The sequence below is a fragment of the Clavibacter vidaverae genome (assembly GCF_047529985.1).
GTDB lineage: Bacteria > Actinomycetota > Actinomycetes > Actinomycetales > Microbacteriaceae > Clavibacter > Clavibacter nebraskensis_A.
The window spans coordinates 2,605,538-2,621,479 of sequence record NZ_JBLJAM010000001.1 but is presented as its reverse complement, the minus strand read 5'-3'; the positions used below and the strand labels follow the sequence as shown (position 1 = coordinate 2,621,479).

Here is a 15,942-nt window from a genome sequence, read left to right as displayed (position 1 = left end):
GCATCGATCCTAGGCGCTGCCCCCGACGCGGAGCCGGGCGCGGGTGGGCCGGAGGGCCGGACGCCGGACCAGCCCGGCAGCCGGATCCGCCAGCCGGCGCGCTACCTCCCGGAGGCGACCGGCCGCTCCCTCACGAGCGCCACGGCGAGATCCGGGTGGTCGGCGAAGACGCCGTCGACGCCCGCGTCGAGGAGCCGGCCCCAGTGCGCGCGGAAGTCCCCGTGCGCTGTCTTCGGACCGGGGCCGCGGAGGGGCCGGGGCAGGAACGCGTTCTCGGGGCGCAGCGTCCAGGTGAAGACGGAGAGGCCGGCGAGGTGCGCGCGCTCGACGAGATCGGAGACGGGCGCGGTCTCCCCGTCGGCGCCGAAGCCCGCCGCTGGGCAGATCCGCTCGAGGCCCACGCTGATGCCGTCGACCTCCGCGGCGAGCGCCGCGAGTCCCTCGTCGGTCAGCTGCTCGTCGAACGTGACGGCGGAGTCGCCGTGCCGGGCGACCTCGTCCACCGCCGCGCCGCGCCCCTCGAGGAGGTACACCAGCCGGGCCTCGACGCCGTGCGCCCGGACCCGCAGGAGCACGTCGCGCTCGAAGGACTCGATCGTGAGGCGGGACGCGTCCGACGCCCAGCCGTGCTCGCGGAGGTCGCGGGCGAGCAGCTCGTCGAGCGGCATGCCGAGCGCGGCGAAGTGGGTGGAGTGCTTGATCTCCGCGACCATGCCGAGCGGGCGGCCGTGCCGCGCGGACTCCTGGTCGATGATGCGGAGCAGGTCCGGCAGCGAGAGCACCGTCTCCTCGTCGTCGTGCGCTGCGCTGGCGGGCCGGACCGCGGGGATGCGCTCGCGGCAGCGGAGCGTGCGGATCTCGGCCCAGGTCATGTCCTCCGTGAACCAGCCGGTGCGCTCGACGCCGTCGACGACGCGGGTCACCCGGCGGTCGGCGAACTCGGGCCGGTCCGCGACGTCGGTGGTGCCGGAGAGCTCGTTCTCGTGCCGGATGACGAGCACGCCGTCCGAGGAGGCGATGAGGTCGGGCTCGACGGCGTCCGCGCCCTGCGCGAAGCCGAGTCGCACGGCGGCGGCGGAGTGCTCGGGGCGGTAGCCGCTGGCTCCGCGATGGGCGATGACGAGGGGGCGGGGGCGAGGGGCGTGATCCACGCCGCGCACGCTACAGGCGCCGGGTGGACGGCGAGCGCGTACTCATCTGGGGAAATACACGGCGGACGCGAGTCGTCTCCCAGCCTGGTCAGCTAAATTGAGGCTCGATCACGTTCAACCACCACTGAGAGTAGAAGGACCATGGCCAACCCCACGTTCTCCAACAACCCGGTCTTCAACGGCCGGGGTGCGACGCCCACGAGGGATGTGACCCCGGAGAGCCTCGACGAGCTGTACAACCGCCCGTCGGCCGGTGCCTCCGAGACCGACCGGATGACCTACGAGGACACCTCCGTCAAGACGGTCAGCCTCCTCGCCATCGTCGTGGTGCTGGGCGCGGTCGCCTGGTTCTCCGGCCCGCTCGCCATGCCCCTCGCGCTGCTCGGCGCACTCGGCGGCCTGGTGCTCGGCCTCGTCAACTCCTTCAAGAAGGAGCCGTCCGTCCCCCTCATCGTCGCGTACGCGGCGTTCGAGGGTCTCTTCGTCGGCGGCATCAGCCGGGTCTTCGAGAGCGTCGCGCCCGGCGTCGCCACGCAGGCGCTCCTCGCGACCGCCGCCATCTTCGCCACCGTCCTGATCCTGTTCCGCAGCGGCAAGATCCGCGCCTCCAAGCGGGCGACCAAGATCTTCATGATCGCGATGGTCGGCTACCTGCTGTTCTCGGTGCTCAACTTCGCGCTCGTGGCCTTCGGCGTCCTCGACAGCCCGTACGGCCTGCGCACGGAGACGATCGCCGGCATCCCCCTCGGCGTCATCCTGGGCATCTTCGTCATCCTGCTGGCCTCGTACTCGCTGGTCCTCGACTTCGACTTCATCCAGCGCGGCGTCCGTGCCGGCGCCCCGCGTCGCTACGGCTGGACCGCGGCCTTCGGCCTGGTCACGACCATCGTGTGGCTCTACGTCGAGCTGCTCCGCTTGTTCGCGATCCTGCGCGGCAACAACTAGCACCACGCGGGTCCGCGGCACAGCACCGCGGACCGGCAAGACGACGAAGGCCGCTCCCCTTGGGGGAGCGGCCTTCGTCGTTCACGGCGTGCGCGGGAGGATCACTCCCACTCGATGGTGCCCGGCGGCTTCGACGTGACGTCGAGCACGACGCGGTTCACGCCGTCCACCTCGTTGGTGATGCGGTTCGAGATGCGCGCGAGCACGTCGTAGGGGAGGCGGGTCCAGTCGGCGGTCATCGCGTCCTCGCTGGAGACGGGGCGCAGCACGATGGGGTGGCCGTAGGTGCGGCCGTCGCCCTGCACGCCGACCGAGCGGACGTCCGCGAGCAGGACGACCGGGCACTGCCAGATCTCCTGGTCGAGGCCGGCGGCCGTGAGCTCGGCCCGCGCGATGGCGTCCGCCTTGCGGAGCAGCTCGAGGCGCTCGGCCGTGACCTCGCCGACGATGCGGATCCCGAGGCCGGGGCCGGGGAACGGCTGGCGCCCCACGATGACCTCGGGGAGGCCGAGCTCGCGGCCGATGGCGCGCACCTCGTCCTTGAACAGCGTGCGGAGCGGCTCGACGAGCTCGAACTTGAGGTCCTCCGGGAGGCCGCCGACGTTGTGGTGGCTCTTGATGTTCGCGGTGCCCGTGCCGCCGCCCGACTCCACCACGTCCGGGTAGAGCGTGCCCTGCACGAGGAAGCGGATCGGCTCGCCGTCGGCCTTCGCCTCGAGCACGAGCGCCTCCGCGGCGCCCTCGAACGAGCGGATGAACTCGCGGCCGATGATCTTGCGCTTGGCCTCCGGATCCGTGACGCCCGCGAGGCCGTCGAGGAACTGGTCGGCCGCGTCGACCGTGACGAGGCGGACGCCCGTGGCGGCCACGTAGTCCTCCTCGACCTGCCGGCGCTCGTCCTGGCGGAGGAGGCCGTGGTCGACGAAGACGCAGGTCAGCTGGTCGCCCACCGCGCGGTGCACGATCGCCGCGGCGACGGCGGAGTCGACGCCGCCGGAGAGGCCGCAGATGACGCGGGCGTCGCCGACCTGGGCGCGGATCCGCTCGACCTGCTCGGCGATGACGTTGCCGCTGTTCCAGTCGCCGGGGATGCCGGCGGCGCGGTGCAGGAAGTTCTCGAGGACGGCCTGGCCGTGCGCGGAGTGCTTGACCTCGGGGTGCCACTGCACGCCGTAGAGGCGGCGCTCGTCGCTCGCGAACGCGGCGACGGGCGTGGAGGCGCTGGAGGCGAGCACCTCGAAGCCCGCGGGCGCCTTCGACACGGAGTCGCCGTGGCTCATCCACACGGTCTGGTCGTCGGGCTGGCCGTCGAGCAGGGTGCTGCCGGGCGTGAGCGTGACCGCGGTGGATCCGTACTCGCGCTGCCCCGTGTGCGCGACCTCGCCGCCGAGCGCGCGGGCCATGACCTGGAAGCCGTAGCAGATGCCGAGCACGGGGACGCCGAGGTCGAGGATCCCCTCGTCGAGGCCAGGCGAGCCCTCCTCGTAGACGCTGGACGGGCCGCCGCTGAGGACGATGCCGGACGGGTCCTTCGCGCGGATCTCCTCGGCCGTGATCGTGGACGGCACGATCTCCGAGTAGACGTTGGCCTCGCGGACGCGGCGGGCGATCAGCTGCGCGTACTGGGCGCCGAAGTCGACGACGAGGACGGGGCGCTGGTTCGTGGGGTTGTCGACGCTCAAGTGGTGGCCTCCGTGGTGGTGGTCGGGTCGATGGGTCGGGGGTCCGCGTCGTCGCGGTCGGCGGCGGACGCGCGGCGGGGCGCCTCGAGCTTCGCGATGGTCGCGCGCACCTGGCGGGCGATGCGGGACTCGACGACGAAGGAGAGGAACGGCACGACGCCGCCCGCGGCGATGAGGATGAAGCGCGTGAACGACCAGCGCATCTTCTGCCAGAGCAGGAAGTCGCTGATGAGGTAGACCACGTAGATGTTGCCGTGGACGATCTGGATGATGAGGCTGAGGTTCGTGCCCGTGAGCGTGTCGGCCGGCGACAGCGCCAGGAAGCCCGACGGGCCCTTCAGCTCGAGCTCGTAGCCGGCGCCCGCGAGGTACTGCAGGGATCCGTCGACGAACTGGAACCCCGGCAGGTACTTGAAGCCCATCTCCACGACGAGGAGGAGGAGGAACGCGCCGGTGATGAACGCCATGACGCGGTAGAAGCCGAGGACCCTCCGGATCTGCGGGACGTCGGAGCGCTTGAGTCCGTAGGCCATGCGTGGATCCTACCGGTCGGCGTCTGCGCGGCTCCCGCGACGGGGAGCCCCGGAGGCGTCGTCGCGGCCGGCCTCGGGCAGCGGATCCTCGTCGTCGTCGTCGTCGTCCTCGTCGTCGTCCTCGTCGCGGTAGCCCGGCTGCTCGCGGGTCCAGGTGTCGCGGACGGTGCGGTACCAGATCACGATGGCGAAGATCGCGAAGACGGCCCACTCGGCCGCGTAGAAGATGTTGAGCCAGTTGAGCTGCACGGCCTCGCTCGGCGGCGGCGAGTCGATGGCCGCGAGGCCCTCGACGGGCGCGGACGCGACGACGAAGCCGTTGTAGACGTCGCCCACGTCGCCCTGCCAGGTGTTCACGAGCGCCGCGGTGCTGAGCCGGGTCATGCGCTGGGGGTCCTGGCCGGTCCCGGAGGGCTCGGGCTGCTCGCTCGGCAGGAAGCGGCCGACGACCTCCCGGGCGCGCGTGTCCGATCCGTCGCCCGCGTCGAGCGACGAGGCGACCGCGGCCGCCTCGTCGTCGGTCGCGGCCCAGCCGAGCGCGACCGGCACGCTGTCGAGCAGTGCGTCGGGCGCGGGATCCGCGGCGGATCCGTCGTCGGTGATGGACAGGTGGCCGACGACCCAGGCGCCCGTGCGGCCGTCGTTCAGGCGGTCGGACACGACGAGGAAGTCGCCGGGGACGAAGGTGCCCGAGACGGTGACCATGTGCCCCGCCGACCGGTCGGTGACGTAGCCCTGCGGCTCGACCAGGGTGCCGAGCGGGAGCGCCGTCTCGGTGTCGCGCTCGATGACGACGCCCGACTCCACGGCGCGCGCCAGCTGCCACTGCCCGAGCGCGGCGAAGCCCGCGGCGATGACGAGGGCCAGCGCCAGCAGCGCGACCGACCGGGGCCGGCGCGCGACCTGGCCGATGGAGGGGCCCGCTGCCCCGGGCGCGGCCGGGTCGGACCCGGAGGGCGCGGAGCCGGGACGCGCAGCGGCGTCGGGGCGGTGGTCGGGTGCGTGCGTCATCAGTAGTCGGGTTCCCGTTCGCGGGTGGGCGGTGTCCAGGTGTCGTGGTCGGACTGCTGGCCGGCCTGCTCGGCGCGGCGGCGGTCGGGGCGCGCGTCCTCGGTGTCGCCCGCGTCCGCGGCGGGGTCGTCGGCACCGGCGTCGGCGCTCCGGGGAGCGGCCGGCGCGCGCGTGCCCTCCGCCTCGGGACCGGTGCCCGGCGTCGTGCCGCGGGCGGCGACGCCCGGCCGGGATCCCGCGACCGCGAGGCCGTCGTCGTACGCATCCGCCGGAGTCGCTTCCCCGCGCTCGGCCGCCTCGAAGAGGGCGAGCGCGCCGGCCCGCTCCGCGTCGCGCGCCGCCTTCTCCACCGCGCGCTTCGTGGCGGAGCGGTACCGCGTGGGCAGCACGGCCGTGCCGATGCGCACGGAGTTGGCGGCGAGCAGCGGCCCCATGATCGCCATCACCAGCACGTAGAGGCCCGCGAACGGCTGGATCCGCTCGTCGAGCCCCGCCGAGAGCGACAGCGTCGCGAGGATGAGCGCGAACTCGCCCCGGTTCTGCAGGATGAACGCCGTGTTGATCCCGGCCTGCGCACCGTGCCCGTTGAGCCACGCCACGAACTGGCCGGCGATGAGGTTGAGCACGAAGGTCATCACGACAGCGACGAGCACCGGGATCACGACCGTCGGGAACTCCCGCGGATCGAGCGCGAGGCCGAAGTTGAGGAAGAAGAACGCGCCGAACACGTCGCGCAGCGGGATCGCGATCTGCTCGATGCGGTTGCGCATGCGCGTCGCCCCGAGCACGAGGCCGATGAGGAACGCGCCGATGGCATCCGTGACGCCGAGGACCTCGCCGATGCCGCCGAAGAGGATCGCGAGCCCGAAGAACAGGACCGTGAACAGCTCGACGTCGCGCGTGCGCAGGAAGCGCGACAGGAACGCGCCGCCCTTGCGCGCCACCGTGAACATCACGACGAGGAACGCGAAGGAGATCGCGAGCTGCCCGACCACCGCCCACGGCTCGGTCTCGCCGCTCAGCACGACGGACACGATGGCGAGGTAGATCGCGATGAAGATGTCCTCGACCACGGTGACGCCCAGGATCATCGGCGTCTCGTCGTTCGCCAGCCGGTTGAGCTCGATGAGGAGCTTGGTGACGATGGCGCTCGAGGAGGTCGCCGTCATGCCCGCGATGATGAGCGCCTCGCGCGTGCCCCAGCCGAGCGCGAAGCCGAACGCGAACCCGACGCCCATGTTGATGAGCACGTAGGAGCCGCCCGAGACGATGAGCTTCCCGGCGTTGCCGAAGAACTCGTCCTGGTCGAACTCCAGGCCGAGGTTGAACAGCAGGAGGATCAGGCCGAAGACGGCGATGAGCTCGATGTCGCCCGAGGCGAAGTCGAGCGGGAACCAGTCGACGCTCGGGCTCGCGAGGAGCCCGACGAGCATGTAGATGGGGATCGCGGGCAGGCCGATGCGCTTGCCGAGCTGGCCGAACGCGTAGGCGAGGACGAACAGCAGGCCGAGGACGATGAGGTCTTGGCCGTGGTGCACCCGCTACCCTCCGTCCGGCGCGGAGCCGGATGCGGGGCGGTGCGGGAACTCGCCCGTCCGGTAGAACGCGAAGGCCTTGGCGACCTTCTCGGGGGATCCGGCGACCACGAGCGTGTCGCCCGGGTAGACGGTGAAGTCGTCGGACGGCGCGGGGTTCGCGGACTCCCCGCGGACGACGGCGACGACCGTGAGGCCGACGACGCCGCGCGAGGCGAGGTTGCCGAGGGCCTGGCCGGCGATGTGGTCGTCGTAGTCGACCGTGAACCAGTCGATGCTGAGGCCGGGGATCTGGTCGAGCTTGTCGAGCGACTCCGTGATGCGCGTGCCGCCGAGCAGCTCCGCGAGCGTGTGCGCCTCGTCCTCGCTGAGCCGGAGCGAGACCTTCTGCGTGTCGGGCCCGTCCTGCTCCTCGGAGAAGGTGATCAGGTCGCTGTGGCCGGAGCGGTGGGCGATGACGCCGACCTTGCCCCCGTCGTCGGTGATGAAGGTGTGCAGCACGCCGACACCCGGCAGCTTGACGCGACGGACCTCCGCCATGCGCGCACCTCCCTCTTCCTGTGGTTCACAACGCGGGCCGCGCCCCGCATGTTCCCTGCCCGCTCGACGCGGGACGGGCCCGGCCGGGTGGCCGGCGCGGACTACTTGCCGTACGGCGCGACGACGACCTCGACGCGCTGGAACTCCTTGAGGTCGGAGTAGCCGGTGGTGGCCATGGCGCGACGCAGGGCGCCGACCAGGTTGGCGCTGCCGTCGGCCGTGGTGGACGGGCCGTAGAGGATCTGCTCGAGCGGCGCGACCTGGTCGACGCGCACGCGGTGGCCGCGCGGCAGCTCGGAGTGGTGCGCCTCGGCGCCCCAGTGGAAGCCCTGGCCGGGTGCGTCCGTGGCGCGGGCGAGCGTCGATCCGAGCATGACCGCGTCGGCGCCGACCGCGATGGCCTTGACGATGTCGCCCGAGCTGCCCAGGCCGCCGTCCGCGATGACGTGCACGTAGCGTCCGCCGGACTCGTCCATGTAGTCGCGGCGGGCACCGGCGACGTCGGAGAGCGCGGTGGCCATGGGGGCGTGGATCCCGAGGGTCGACCGCGTGGTGGACGCCGCTCCCCCGCCGAACCCGACGAGCACGCCCGCCGCGCCGGTGCGCATGAGGTGCAGGGCCGCCGTGTAGGTGGCCGCGCCGCCGACGATGACGGGCACGTCGAGCTCGTAGATGAACTTCTTCAGGTTGAGGGGCGCCGCGCCCTTGGAGACGTGCTCGGCGGAGACGGTGGTGCCGCGGATGACGAAGAGGTCGACGCCGGCCGCGACGACGGTCTCGTAGTGGTCGGCCGTGCGCTGCGGCGAGAGGGCCGCGGCGACGACGACGCCGGCCGCGCGGATCTCCGCGATGCGCGCCGTGATGAGCTCCGGCTTGATCGGCTCGGCGTAGATCTGCTGCATGCGCGCGGTGGCCGACTCGGGCGGCAGCGAGCGGATCTCCTCGAGCAGGCGCTCGGGGTTCTCGTACCGCGTCCAGAGGCCCTCGAGGTCGAGCACGCCGACGCCGCCGAAGCGGCCCATGGCGATGGCCGTCGCCGGGGAGACCACGGAGTCCATGGGCGCCGCGAGGAACGGGATCTCGAACTGGTACGCGTCGATCGACCACGAGACCGACACGTCCTGCGGGTCGCGCGTGCGCCGGGACGGGACGATGGCGATGTCGTCGAACGCGTACACGCGGCGGGCGCGCTTGGCGCGGCCGATCTCTACATCACTCACCAGCACAGCCTAGCGGCGAGCTCCTGCGCGACCGGCCGCCGGCGGGATCCGTGCGCGGACGCGCGACCGCCACCGCGGCCCGCCGCTCCGGCTCCAGCCCCGCGTGCAGCAGGAGCGCACGCAGGCGTCCCGCGCCCAGGACGTCCCCCTCCCCCGCCACGACCACGCGCCAGCGGTCGGCCTCCCGTCGATCCGCCGCGCGGGCGTCGGCCTCGGCCTCGGCGTGGGGCACGAGCCGGTCGGCAGGGGCCGCCCCGACGATCCGGAGCCCCACCCGCTCGCGCGGCCACGCCAGCGCCAGCCGCCCGTGGCCGGCGACCTCGACGCCTACATCGGGCGGCGCGAGCCCGACCTCGTGCGCGACGCCCCGCGCGATGGACTCCGCCGGGCACGCCGCGCTGCCGTCCGCCGCCCGGACGAGGAGCTCCGCGCGGCGGCTCCACGGACCCGGACCGCGCAGCTCCCGCTCCCCGTCGAGGTCCGCGTGCGTCGCGGGCGACGACCTCGCCGGTGCGAGCGCGTGGTCGAGCGCCACCAGCCCGTGCGCGAACCACCCCGGGCCCCGCGGTGCGGCACCCCGCACGGCCGTCATCGCCGCCTCGTGCGAGGCGGCGAGCGCCGTGGCCGCGAGCCCCGGCATCCGCACGTCGTCCGCCGCCGGCACGAGCCGCGATCGCCCGCGCGCGGGATCGCGGACGATGCGCGTGCCGGCGGGACGACCCGCGGGGATCCCCGGCACGTCGAGCAGCGTCACGAGCGCGGGCCACGGCGCGAGGCGCGGCAGCCCGTGCACGGCCGCCGCGGACGCCCCGCCCAGGACGACCGGTCCGGGCGACACCCGGGCGAGCGCGCGGATCCGCAGGAGGTGTCGCTCGCGCGCCGACACCGCCTCCCACTCGGCCCGCGCCACGTGCACCCCGGCGCGCAGCCGCACGAGCTCGCCGCGCGCCTCCGCCCGGGCGACGGCGGCCGCGTCCGCGCGCTCCTCCTCGCCGGATCCCCGCTGCGGCCCGACCGCCGGCCCCGAGAGGATCAGGCCCGCGCCGGGTGACGGAGCCGGGGCGAGGAGCGGAGAGGGGACGGGACGCAGGGGCGACGACATGCGGGCAGTGTCGCGTCGCCGCCCGCGCCAGCGGGCCCCGCGCCGACGACCGCCGGACTCGGGCCGGCCCGCGCGACCTGTGAGGGAGCGCCGGAGGACGCACGAGGGGCCGGTGCGCTCGGCACCGGCCCCTCGTCACCACCGCGCGCTGGCCGCGCGGCTCACCGCATCAGCGCCGGTAGTTGGGCGCCTCGACCACCATCTGCACGTCGTGCGGGTGCGACTCCTTGAGCCCCGCCGCGGTGATGCGCACGAAGCGCCCGCGGTCCTTGAGCTCGCCGACCGTGCGCGCGCCGACGTAGAACATCGACTGCCGGAGCCCGCCCGTGAGCTGGTACACGACGTTCGCGAGGGATCCGCGATAGGGCACCTGGCCCTCGATGCCCTCGGGGATGAGCTTGTCGTCGCTCGGCACGTCCGCCTGGTAGTAGCGGTCCTTCGAGTAGGAGGTCTTCGTGCCGCGCGTCTGCAGGGCGCCCAGGGATCCCATGCCGCGGTAGCTCTTGAACTGCTTGCCGCCGACGAACATGAGGTCGCCGGGGCTCTCGTCGCAGCCTGCGAGCAAGCTGCCGAGCATGACGGTGTCGGCGCCGGCGACGAGCGCCTTCGCGATGTCGCCCGAGTACTGGAGGCCGCCGTCCGCGATGACCGGGATGCCGGCCGCGCGCGCCGCCAGCGACGCCTCGTAGACCGCGGTGACCTGCGGGACGCCGACGCCGGCGACCACGCGCGTGGTGCAGATGGATCCGGGGCCGACGCCCACCTTGATGGCGTCCGCGCCGGCGTCGATGAGCGCCTGCGCACCCGAGCGGGTGGCGACGTTGCCGCCGATCACGTCGACGTGCGACGTGGCCGGGTCGGTCTTGAGGCGGCGGATGATGTCGAGCACGCCCTTGCTGTCGCCGTTGGCGGTGTCGACCACGAGCACGTCCACGCCCGCCTCGACGAGCGCGAGGGCCCGCTCCCAGGCGTCCCCGAAGAAGCCGATGGCCGCGCCGACGCGCAGGCGCCCCTCGGCGTCCTTCGTCGCGTCCGGGTACTGCTCGGACTTGTCGAAGTCCTTGACGGTGATGAGGCCGCGCAGCTTGCCGTCGTCGTCGACCAGCGGCAGCTTCTCGATCTTGTGCTCCGCGAAGATCGCGATGGCGTGGTCGGGGTCGATGCCGACGCGGCCCGTGATGAGCGGGGTGCGCGTCATGACGTCGCGCACGAGCGTCGTGGCGGCCTGCACGGGCGAGACGAAGCGCATGTCGCGGTTCGTGATGATGCCGACGAGCGTGCCGTCCGACTCGACGACGGGGAGGCCGGAGACGCGGAACTGGCCGCAGAGCGCGTCCACCTCGGCGACCGTGGCGTCGGGGCGCGTGGTGACCGGGTTCGTGATCATGCCGGACTCGCTGCGCTTCACCTTGTCGACGAACGCGGCCTGGTCCTCGATGGAGAGGTTGCGGTGGATCACGCCGAGGCCGCCCTGGCGGGCCATGGCGATCGCCATGCGCGCCTCGGTGACGGTGTCCATCGCGGAGGAGAGGAGGGGGGCGGCGACGCTGATGTTGCGCGTCAGGCGGGACGTGGTGTCCGCCTCGCTCGGGATGACGTCGGTGTGCCCCGGCAGGAGCATGACGTCGTCGTAGGTGAGGCCGATGACGCCGAACGGGTCGGACTGATCCAATGTTCCTCCAGGGGGACGGGAGAGGCGGATGGGATGGCCGGGGGACCGCGTCGGCAACCGGTGTCTCGATGTTAACGGTCGCGCTCGTGGGCTATTCCCGCCGTATCACGCCGCCACGCGGCACAGGCCGGAAACATCCAGGACATAATCAGCACGTACTGTCAACCAACGTCGTCCTGACGGTAGTCGCGGCGCCTGCGCGGAACTCACCATCCGCCGGCTCCCCCTATGGAGGTCTAGTGATAGCCACTGGTTCGGCCGGAGCACGCGCGCAGCGCATGTGGGCCCTGATTCTCGCGGTGGCCTTCGCCTGCACCGCACTTCTCCTCTCGGCCCCCTCGGGCGCCCACGCGGATCCACGCGCGGCGCCCCAGGCGGTCGACCCGGCGTCCGCCGAGCAGTCGCTGCTCGTCTGGGTCCGGGCGGACGCCGACAAGTCCGGCGTCGCCGGGGTCACCGTGAAGGTGTCCGGCGGCGGCGTGGAGGCCACCGGCACGACCGGCGCGGACGGCAAGGCCGAGGTCGGCCTGAGCGCGCCGGGCTCGTTCACGGTCGAGGTCGACGCGTCGACCATCCCGGAGGGCGCCGGCGTCCCCCGCGCGGGCTCGAGCCCCCGCGAGATCGACGTCGCGGCGGGCAACAAGAACGTCCCCGCGTTCTTCTTCCTCTCCCCCGACGGCCAGGCGGCCGGATCCGGCGGCGCGAGCCCCGCGCCCAGCGCCAGCACCGGGGCCGGCACCTCCACCTCGACGGGAGGCGAGACCGCGGCGCCCGACACCGAGACGGGCACCGTCACCGCCACCGCGGAGCCCGTGACCGAGAACAACTTCTGGAAGATCTTCTGGCCCAAGGTGGTGACGGGCCTCATCTTCGGCCTGCTCCTCGCCCTCGCGGCCATCGGCCTCTCCCTCATCTACGGCACCACGGGCCTCAACAACTTCGCCCACGGCGAGCTCGTCACGTTCGGCGCGCTCATGGCGTACCTCTTCAGCAACGTGCTCGGCCTCAACCCGGTGCTCGCGATCGTGATCACGGTGGTCCTCGGCGGCGCATTCGGCTTCGTGCAGGACGCGGCGATCTGGAAGCCGCTCCGGCGACGCAGCCTCGGCCTCGTGCCGCTGATGATCGTCACCATCGGCCTGTCGCTCGCCCTGCGCTACCTCTTCCAGTTCATCTTCGGCGCCGACCGCCTTACCCTCCCCAACAGCCCGGCGCCGTTCCTCGTCGTCGGCCCGGTGAGCCTCAAGTTCACCGACGTCGCCGGCGCGGTCGTCTCGATCGTGCTGCTCCTGGCGGTCGCGTACGTGCTGCTCTACACGAAGATCGGAAAGGCCACCCGCGCCGTCTCCGACAACCGCTCGCTCGCGGCGGCGTCGGGCATCGACGTGGAGGGCGTGATCCGCGTGGTCTGGATCGGCGGCGCCGCGCTGGCCGCCCTGTCCGGCGTCTTCATCGCCTACTACCAGTCCCTGCGCTGGGACACGGGCGCGTCCATCCTGCTGCTCGTCTTCTCGGCCGTCGTCCTCGGCGGCCTGGGCACGGCGTTCGGCGCGCTCATCGGCTCGATCGTGATCGGCGTCTTCATCAACGTCAGCACCATGGTCCTGCCCGAGAACATGAAGTACGTGGCCGCTCTCGTGGTCATGATCGTCATCCTGCTCGTCAGGCCCCAGGGCATCCTGGGTCGGAAAGATCGGATCGGTTAGCCGCGCATGAACTCCAACTTCATCTTCCTGGCGATCGGCGAGATCTTCTCGCCCACCACCGCGGCGTACGCGCTCGCCACCGTCGGCCTCGTCATCCACTTCGGATTCACGGGCCTGCTCAACTTCGGCCAGGCCGGATTCATGGCCATCGGCGGATACGCGTTCGCCATCACCGCGGTCATGTACGAATGGCCGGTCTGGGCGTCCCTCCTCGCGGCGATCGTCGCGTCCACGGTATTCGCGCTCATCCTCGGCATACCGACGCTGCGGCTGAGGGCGGACTACCTGAGCATCGTCACCATCGCGGCGGCCGAGATCATCCGGTTGAGCGTCAAGACGCCCGAGTTCTCGGACGTCACGGGCGGCTCCGAGGGCATCAACGGCGCGGCCGTCGGCTTCAACGAGCTGAACCCGCTGCCCGAGGGCCGCTTCGGCGCGGGCGTGCTCACGTACTCCGCCGACCAGTGGTGGATCCGCATCGTCGGCTGGGGCCTCGTCGGCATCGCGTGCCTCCTCGTCTTCCTCCTCATGCGCAGCCCCTGGGGCCGCGTGCTGAAGGGCGTGCGCGAGGACGAGGACGCGGTCCGCGCGCTCGGCAAGAACGTGTACTCCTACAAGATGCAGGCGCTCGTGCTCGGCGGCGTGTTCGGCGGGCTCGCGGGCGTGGTCTTCATCCTCCCGAGGTCGCTGCAGCCCGACAACTACGGCACGCAGCTCACGTTCTTCCTCTACACGATCATGCTGCTGGGCGGTGCCGCGACCATCTTCGGCCCCGTCATCGGCTCGATCATCTTCTGGGTCACGCTGTCGCTCTCGGACGGCCTGCTCAGCCTCGCGGTCTCGAACGACTGGCTGCCCATCTCGAGCACCCAGCAGGGCCCGATCCGCTTCATCATCGTGGGCGTCGCGCTCATGCTGCTCGTGATCTTCCGACCACAGGGCATCTTCGGGAAGAAGAAGGAGACGCACTTTGCCTGACAAGACCCCGGTCTCGGCCATCCTCGACGGCGACGCCGGTCCGGGCTGCGCCAAGAAGGACCCCATCATCGTCGCGCACGGCGTCAGCCGGCAGTTCGGCGGCCTGAAGGCGGTCGACGTCGACCACCTCGAGATCCCCCGCGGATCCATCACGGCGCTCATCGGCCCGAACGGCGCCGGCAAGACGACGTTCTTCAACCTGCTGACCGGCTTCGACAAGCCGAACACCGGCAAGTGGGAGTTCTCGGGCCGCAACCTCGCCGGGATGAGCGCGTTCCGCGTCGCCCGCCTCGGCATGGTGCGCACCTTCCAGCTCACGAAGGCCCTCGGCGGCATGACGGTGCTGGAGAACATGCGCCTCGGCGCCACGGGCCAGGGCGGCGAGAACTTCTTCTCCGCGCTGATCCGCCCCCTCTGGCGCAAGAAGGAGGACGAGATCACGGAGCGTGCCCGCGGGCTCCTGACGAAGTTCAAGCTCGACGCCAAGGAGGACGACTACGCGGCCAGCCTCTCCGGCGGCCAGCGGAAGCTGCTCGAGATGGCGCGCGCGCTCATGACCCGCCCGGAGCTCGTCATGCTCGACGAGCCCATGGCCGGCGTCAACCCGGCGCTCACGCAGTCGCTGCTGCACCACATCCTCGACCTCAAGACCGAGGGCATGACCGTGCTGTTCGTCGAGCACGACATGCACATGGTCAACGAGATCGCCGACTGGGTGGTCGTGATGGCCGAGGGCCGCATCGTCGCCGAGGGCCCGCCCTCGACCGTGATGAGCGACCCGGCCGTCATCGACGCCTACCTCGGCGCCCACCACGACACCGACCTCGGCACCCTCACGGGCCAGCGCGAGGTGGCGAAGGACATGGAGTCCGACCTCGTCAAGCACGAGATCGAGAAGGAAGCGGCAGAGAAGTGACGGTAGAGCGGGTCCTCCAGACCACCGACCTCCACGCGGGCTACCTGCCCGGGGTCAACATCCTCAACGGGTGCAACGTGCACGTCGACAAGGGCGAGCTCGTCGGCATCATCGGGCCGAACGGCGCGGGCAAGTCCACCCTGCTGAAGGCGATCTTCGGGCAGGTGAACGTGCGCGGCGGCAGCATCGAGCTGAACGGCCAGGACATCACCGGGCTCAAGGCCGACAAGCTCGTGTCGCGCGGCGTGGGCATGGTGCCGCAGAACAACAACGTGTTCCCCACGCTCACCATCGACGAGAACCTCCAGATGGGCGTCTATCAGAAGCCCAAGATGTACAAGGAGCGGCTGGCGTTCGTCACCGACCTCTTCCCGGAGCTCGGCAAGCGGCTCAAGCAGCGCGCCGGATCCCTGTCCGGCGGCGAGCGGCAGATGGTCGCCATGTCGCGCGCGCTCATGATGGATCCCACGGTGCTGCTCCTCGACGAGCCGTCCGCGGGCCTCTCCCCCGTGCGCCAGGACGAGACCTTCATCAACGTGGCGCAGATCAACCGCGCCGGCGTCTCCGTGATGATCGTGGAGCAGAACGCGCGCCGCGCCCTGCAGATCTGCGACCGCGGCTACGTGCTCGACCAGGGCAAGGACGCGTACGAGGGACGCGGGCGCGAGCTCATGAACGATCCGAAGGTCATCGAGCTGTACCTCGGCACGCTCGCGGCCGACCAGGAGAAGGCGAAGGCGGCGCCCCAGCCCTGATCCCCGCTCCACGCACGACACGACGCGGCATCCCTCCGGGGGTGCCGCGTCGTCGTGTGCAGGCCTCCTCGGCACGGGGCGTGGGCCGGCGTGAGCGGGCGTGAGCGGGCCAGAGCGGGCGGGAGTGGGTCAGAGCGGGCGGGAGTGCGCATGGCGGCGTGCCCACGGCCTGACCGGCCACGGACGCCCGGGCACG

At 71.9% G+C, this 15,942-nt stretch carries 14 protein-coding genes; 5 read left to right on the top strand and 9 right to left on the bottom strand.

Annotation, left to right across the window (positions count from 1 at the left end; genetic code table 11):
- Nucleotides 1–101: 101 nt before the first annotated feature.
- Nucleotides 102–1,160, bottom strand: coding sequence for a glycerophosphodiester phosphodiesterase family protein (locus ACMT9T_RS12665; RefSeq protein ID WP_414745832.1), 1,059 nt, complete (start codon nucleotides 1,158–1,160; stop codon nucleotides 102–104).
- A 132-nt stretch (nucleotides 1,161–1,292) separates the two neighbouring features.
- On the opposite strand from ACMT9T_RS12665, the gene ACMT9T_RS12660 reads away from it, so the two are divergent.
- Nucleotides 1,293–2,096 carry a Bax inhibitor-1/YccA family protein gene (locus tag ACMT9T_RS12660; RefSeq protein ID WP_204570181.1) on the top strand — a complete coding sequence of 268 codons (804 nt, stop codon included), beginning with the start codon at nucleotides 1,293–1,295 and terminating at the stop codon, nucleotides 2,094–2,096.
- Nucleotides 2,097–2,197: 101 nt separating this feature from the next.
- Here ACMT9T_RS12660 and guaA read toward each other — a convergent pair whose 3' ends face one another.
- From guaA to guaB, 8 genes are all read right to left on the bottom strand, one after another.
- Entirely contained in the window at nucleotides 2,198–3,778 is a 1,581-nt protein-coding gene (gene guaA, locus ACMT9T_RS12655; protein ID WP_086515350.1) for a glutamine-hydrolyzing GMP synthase, read from the bottom strand.
- On the bottom strand, nucleotides 3,775–4,311 hold the full coding sequence (locus tag ACMT9T_RS12650; protein ID WP_414745831.1) for a DUF3817 domain-containing protein: 537 nt from the start codon (nucleotides 4,309–4,311) through the stop codon (nucleotides 3,775–3,777). The genes guaA and ACMT9T_RS12650 overlap by 4 nt, the downstream gene beginning before the upstream one ends.
- A gap of 9 nt (nucleotides 4,312–4,320) precedes the next feature.
- Entirely contained in the window at nucleotides 4,321–5,322 is a 1,002-nt protein-coding gene (locus ACMT9T_RS12645; RefSeq protein ID WP_414745830.1) for an SURF1 family cytochrome oxidase biogenesis protein, read from the bottom strand.
- Nucleotides 5,322–6,860 carry a cation:proton antiporter gene (locus tag ACMT9T_RS12640; protein WP_414745829.1) on the bottom strand — a complete coding sequence of 513 codons (1,539 nt, stop codon included), beginning with the start codon at nucleotides 6,858–6,860 and terminating at the stop codon, nucleotides 5,322–5,324. Before ACMT9T_RS12640 ends, ACMT9T_RS12645 begins: the two co-directional genes overlap by 1 nt.
- A gap of 3 nt (nucleotides 6,861–6,863) precedes the next feature.
- Nucleotides 6,864–7,397, bottom strand: coding sequence for a cation:proton antiporter regulatory subunit (locus ACMT9T_RS12635; protein ID WP_043668926.1), 534 nt, complete (start codon nucleotides 7,395–7,397; stop codon nucleotides 6,864–6,866).
- 101 nt (nucleotides 7,398–7,498) lie between these two features.
- On the bottom strand, nucleotides 7,499–8,617 hold the full coding sequence (locus tag ACMT9T_RS12630; protein WP_414745828.1) for a GuaB3 family IMP dehydrogenase-related protein: 1,119 nt from the start codon (nucleotides 8,615–8,617) through the stop codon (nucleotides 7,499–7,501).
- Nucleotides 8,610–9,719, bottom strand: a complete 1,110-nt coding sequence (locus ACMT9T_RS12625; protein ID WP_414745827.1) for a hypothetical protein — start codon at nucleotides 9,717–9,719, stop codon at nucleotides 8,610–8,612. The genes ACMT9T_RS12630 and ACMT9T_RS12625 overlap by 8 nt, the downstream gene beginning before the upstream one ends.
- A gap of 169 nt (nucleotides 9,720–9,888) precedes the next feature.
- Nucleotides 9,889–11,391 carry an IMP dehydrogenase gene (guaB, locus tag ACMT9T_RS12620; RefSeq protein WP_043668920.1) on the bottom strand — a complete coding sequence of 501 codons (1,503 nt, stop codon included), beginning with the start codon at nucleotides 11,389–11,391 and terminating at the stop codon, nucleotides 9,889–9,891.
- A 278-nt stretch (nucleotides 11,392–11,669) separates the two neighbouring features.
- On the opposite strand from guaB, the gene ACMT9T_RS12615 reads away from it, so the two are divergent.
- Genes ACMT9T_RS12615 through ACMT9T_RS12600 form a run of 4 tightly spaced genes read left to right on the top strand, consistent with a single transcriptional unit; the run spans nucleotide 11,670 to nucleotide 15,746 of the window.
- Complete coding sequence (locus ACMT9T_RS12615; RefSeq protein ID WP_414745826.1) at nucleotides 11,670–13,097, top strand: ABC transporter permease subunit; 1,428 nt, start codon at nucleotides 11,670–11,672, stop codon at nucleotides 13,095–13,097.
- 6 nt (nucleotides 13,098–13,103) lie between these two features.
- Nucleotides 13,104–14,075, top strand: a complete 972-nt coding sequence (locus ACMT9T_RS12610) for a branched-chain amino acid ABC transporter permease (protein ID WP_116054472.1) — start codon at nucleotides 13,104–13,106, stop codon at nucleotides 14,073–14,075.
- Complete coding sequence (locus tag ACMT9T_RS12605) at nucleotides 14,068–14,991, top strand: ABC transporter ATP-binding protein (RefSeq protein ID WP_414745825.1); 924 nt, start codon at nucleotides 14,068–14,070, stop codon at nucleotides 14,989–14,991. Before ACMT9T_RS12610 ends, ACMT9T_RS12605 begins: the two co-directional genes overlap by 8 nt.
- Complete coding sequence (locus ACMT9T_RS12600) at nucleotides 14,988–15,746, top strand: ABC transporter ATP-binding protein (protein ID WP_414745824.1); 759 nt, start codon at nucleotides 14,988–14,990, stop codon at nucleotides 15,744–15,746. The genes ACMT9T_RS12605 and ACMT9T_RS12600 overlap by 4 nt, the downstream gene beginning before the upstream one ends.
- Nucleotides 15,747–15,942: the final 196 nt, after the last annotated feature.

Coding starts and splice junctions, on each gene's coding strand:
- ACMT9T_RS12660 (WP_204570181.1), top strand. CDS start 1,293: ATGGCCAACCCCACGTTCTCCAACAACCCGGTCTTCAACGGCCGGGGT.
- ACMT9T_RS12650 (WP_414745831.1), bottom strand. CDS start 4,311: ATGGCCTACGGACTCAAGCGCTCCGACGTCCCGCAGATCCGGAGGGTC.
- ACMT9T_RS12645 (WP_414745830.1), bottom strand. CDS start 5,322: ATGACGCACGCACCCGACCACCGCCCCGACGCCGCTGCGCGTCCCGGC.
- ACMT9T_RS12635 (WP_043668926.1), bottom strand. CDS start 7,397: ATGGCGGAGGTCCGTCGCGTCAAGCTGCCGGGTGTCGGCGTGCTGCAC.
- ACMT9T_RS12625 (WP_414745827.1), bottom strand. CDS start 9,719: ATGTCGTCGCCCCTGCGTCCCGTCCCCTCTCCGCTCCTCGCCCCGGCT.
- ACMT9T_RS12615 (WP_414745826.1), top strand. CDS start 11,670: ATGTGGGCCCTGATTCTCGCGGTGGCCTTCGCCTGCACCGCACTTCTC.
- ACMT9T_RS12610 (WP_116054472.1), top strand. CDS start 13,104: ATGAACTCCAACTTCATCTTCCTGGCGATCGGCGAGATCTTCTCGCCC.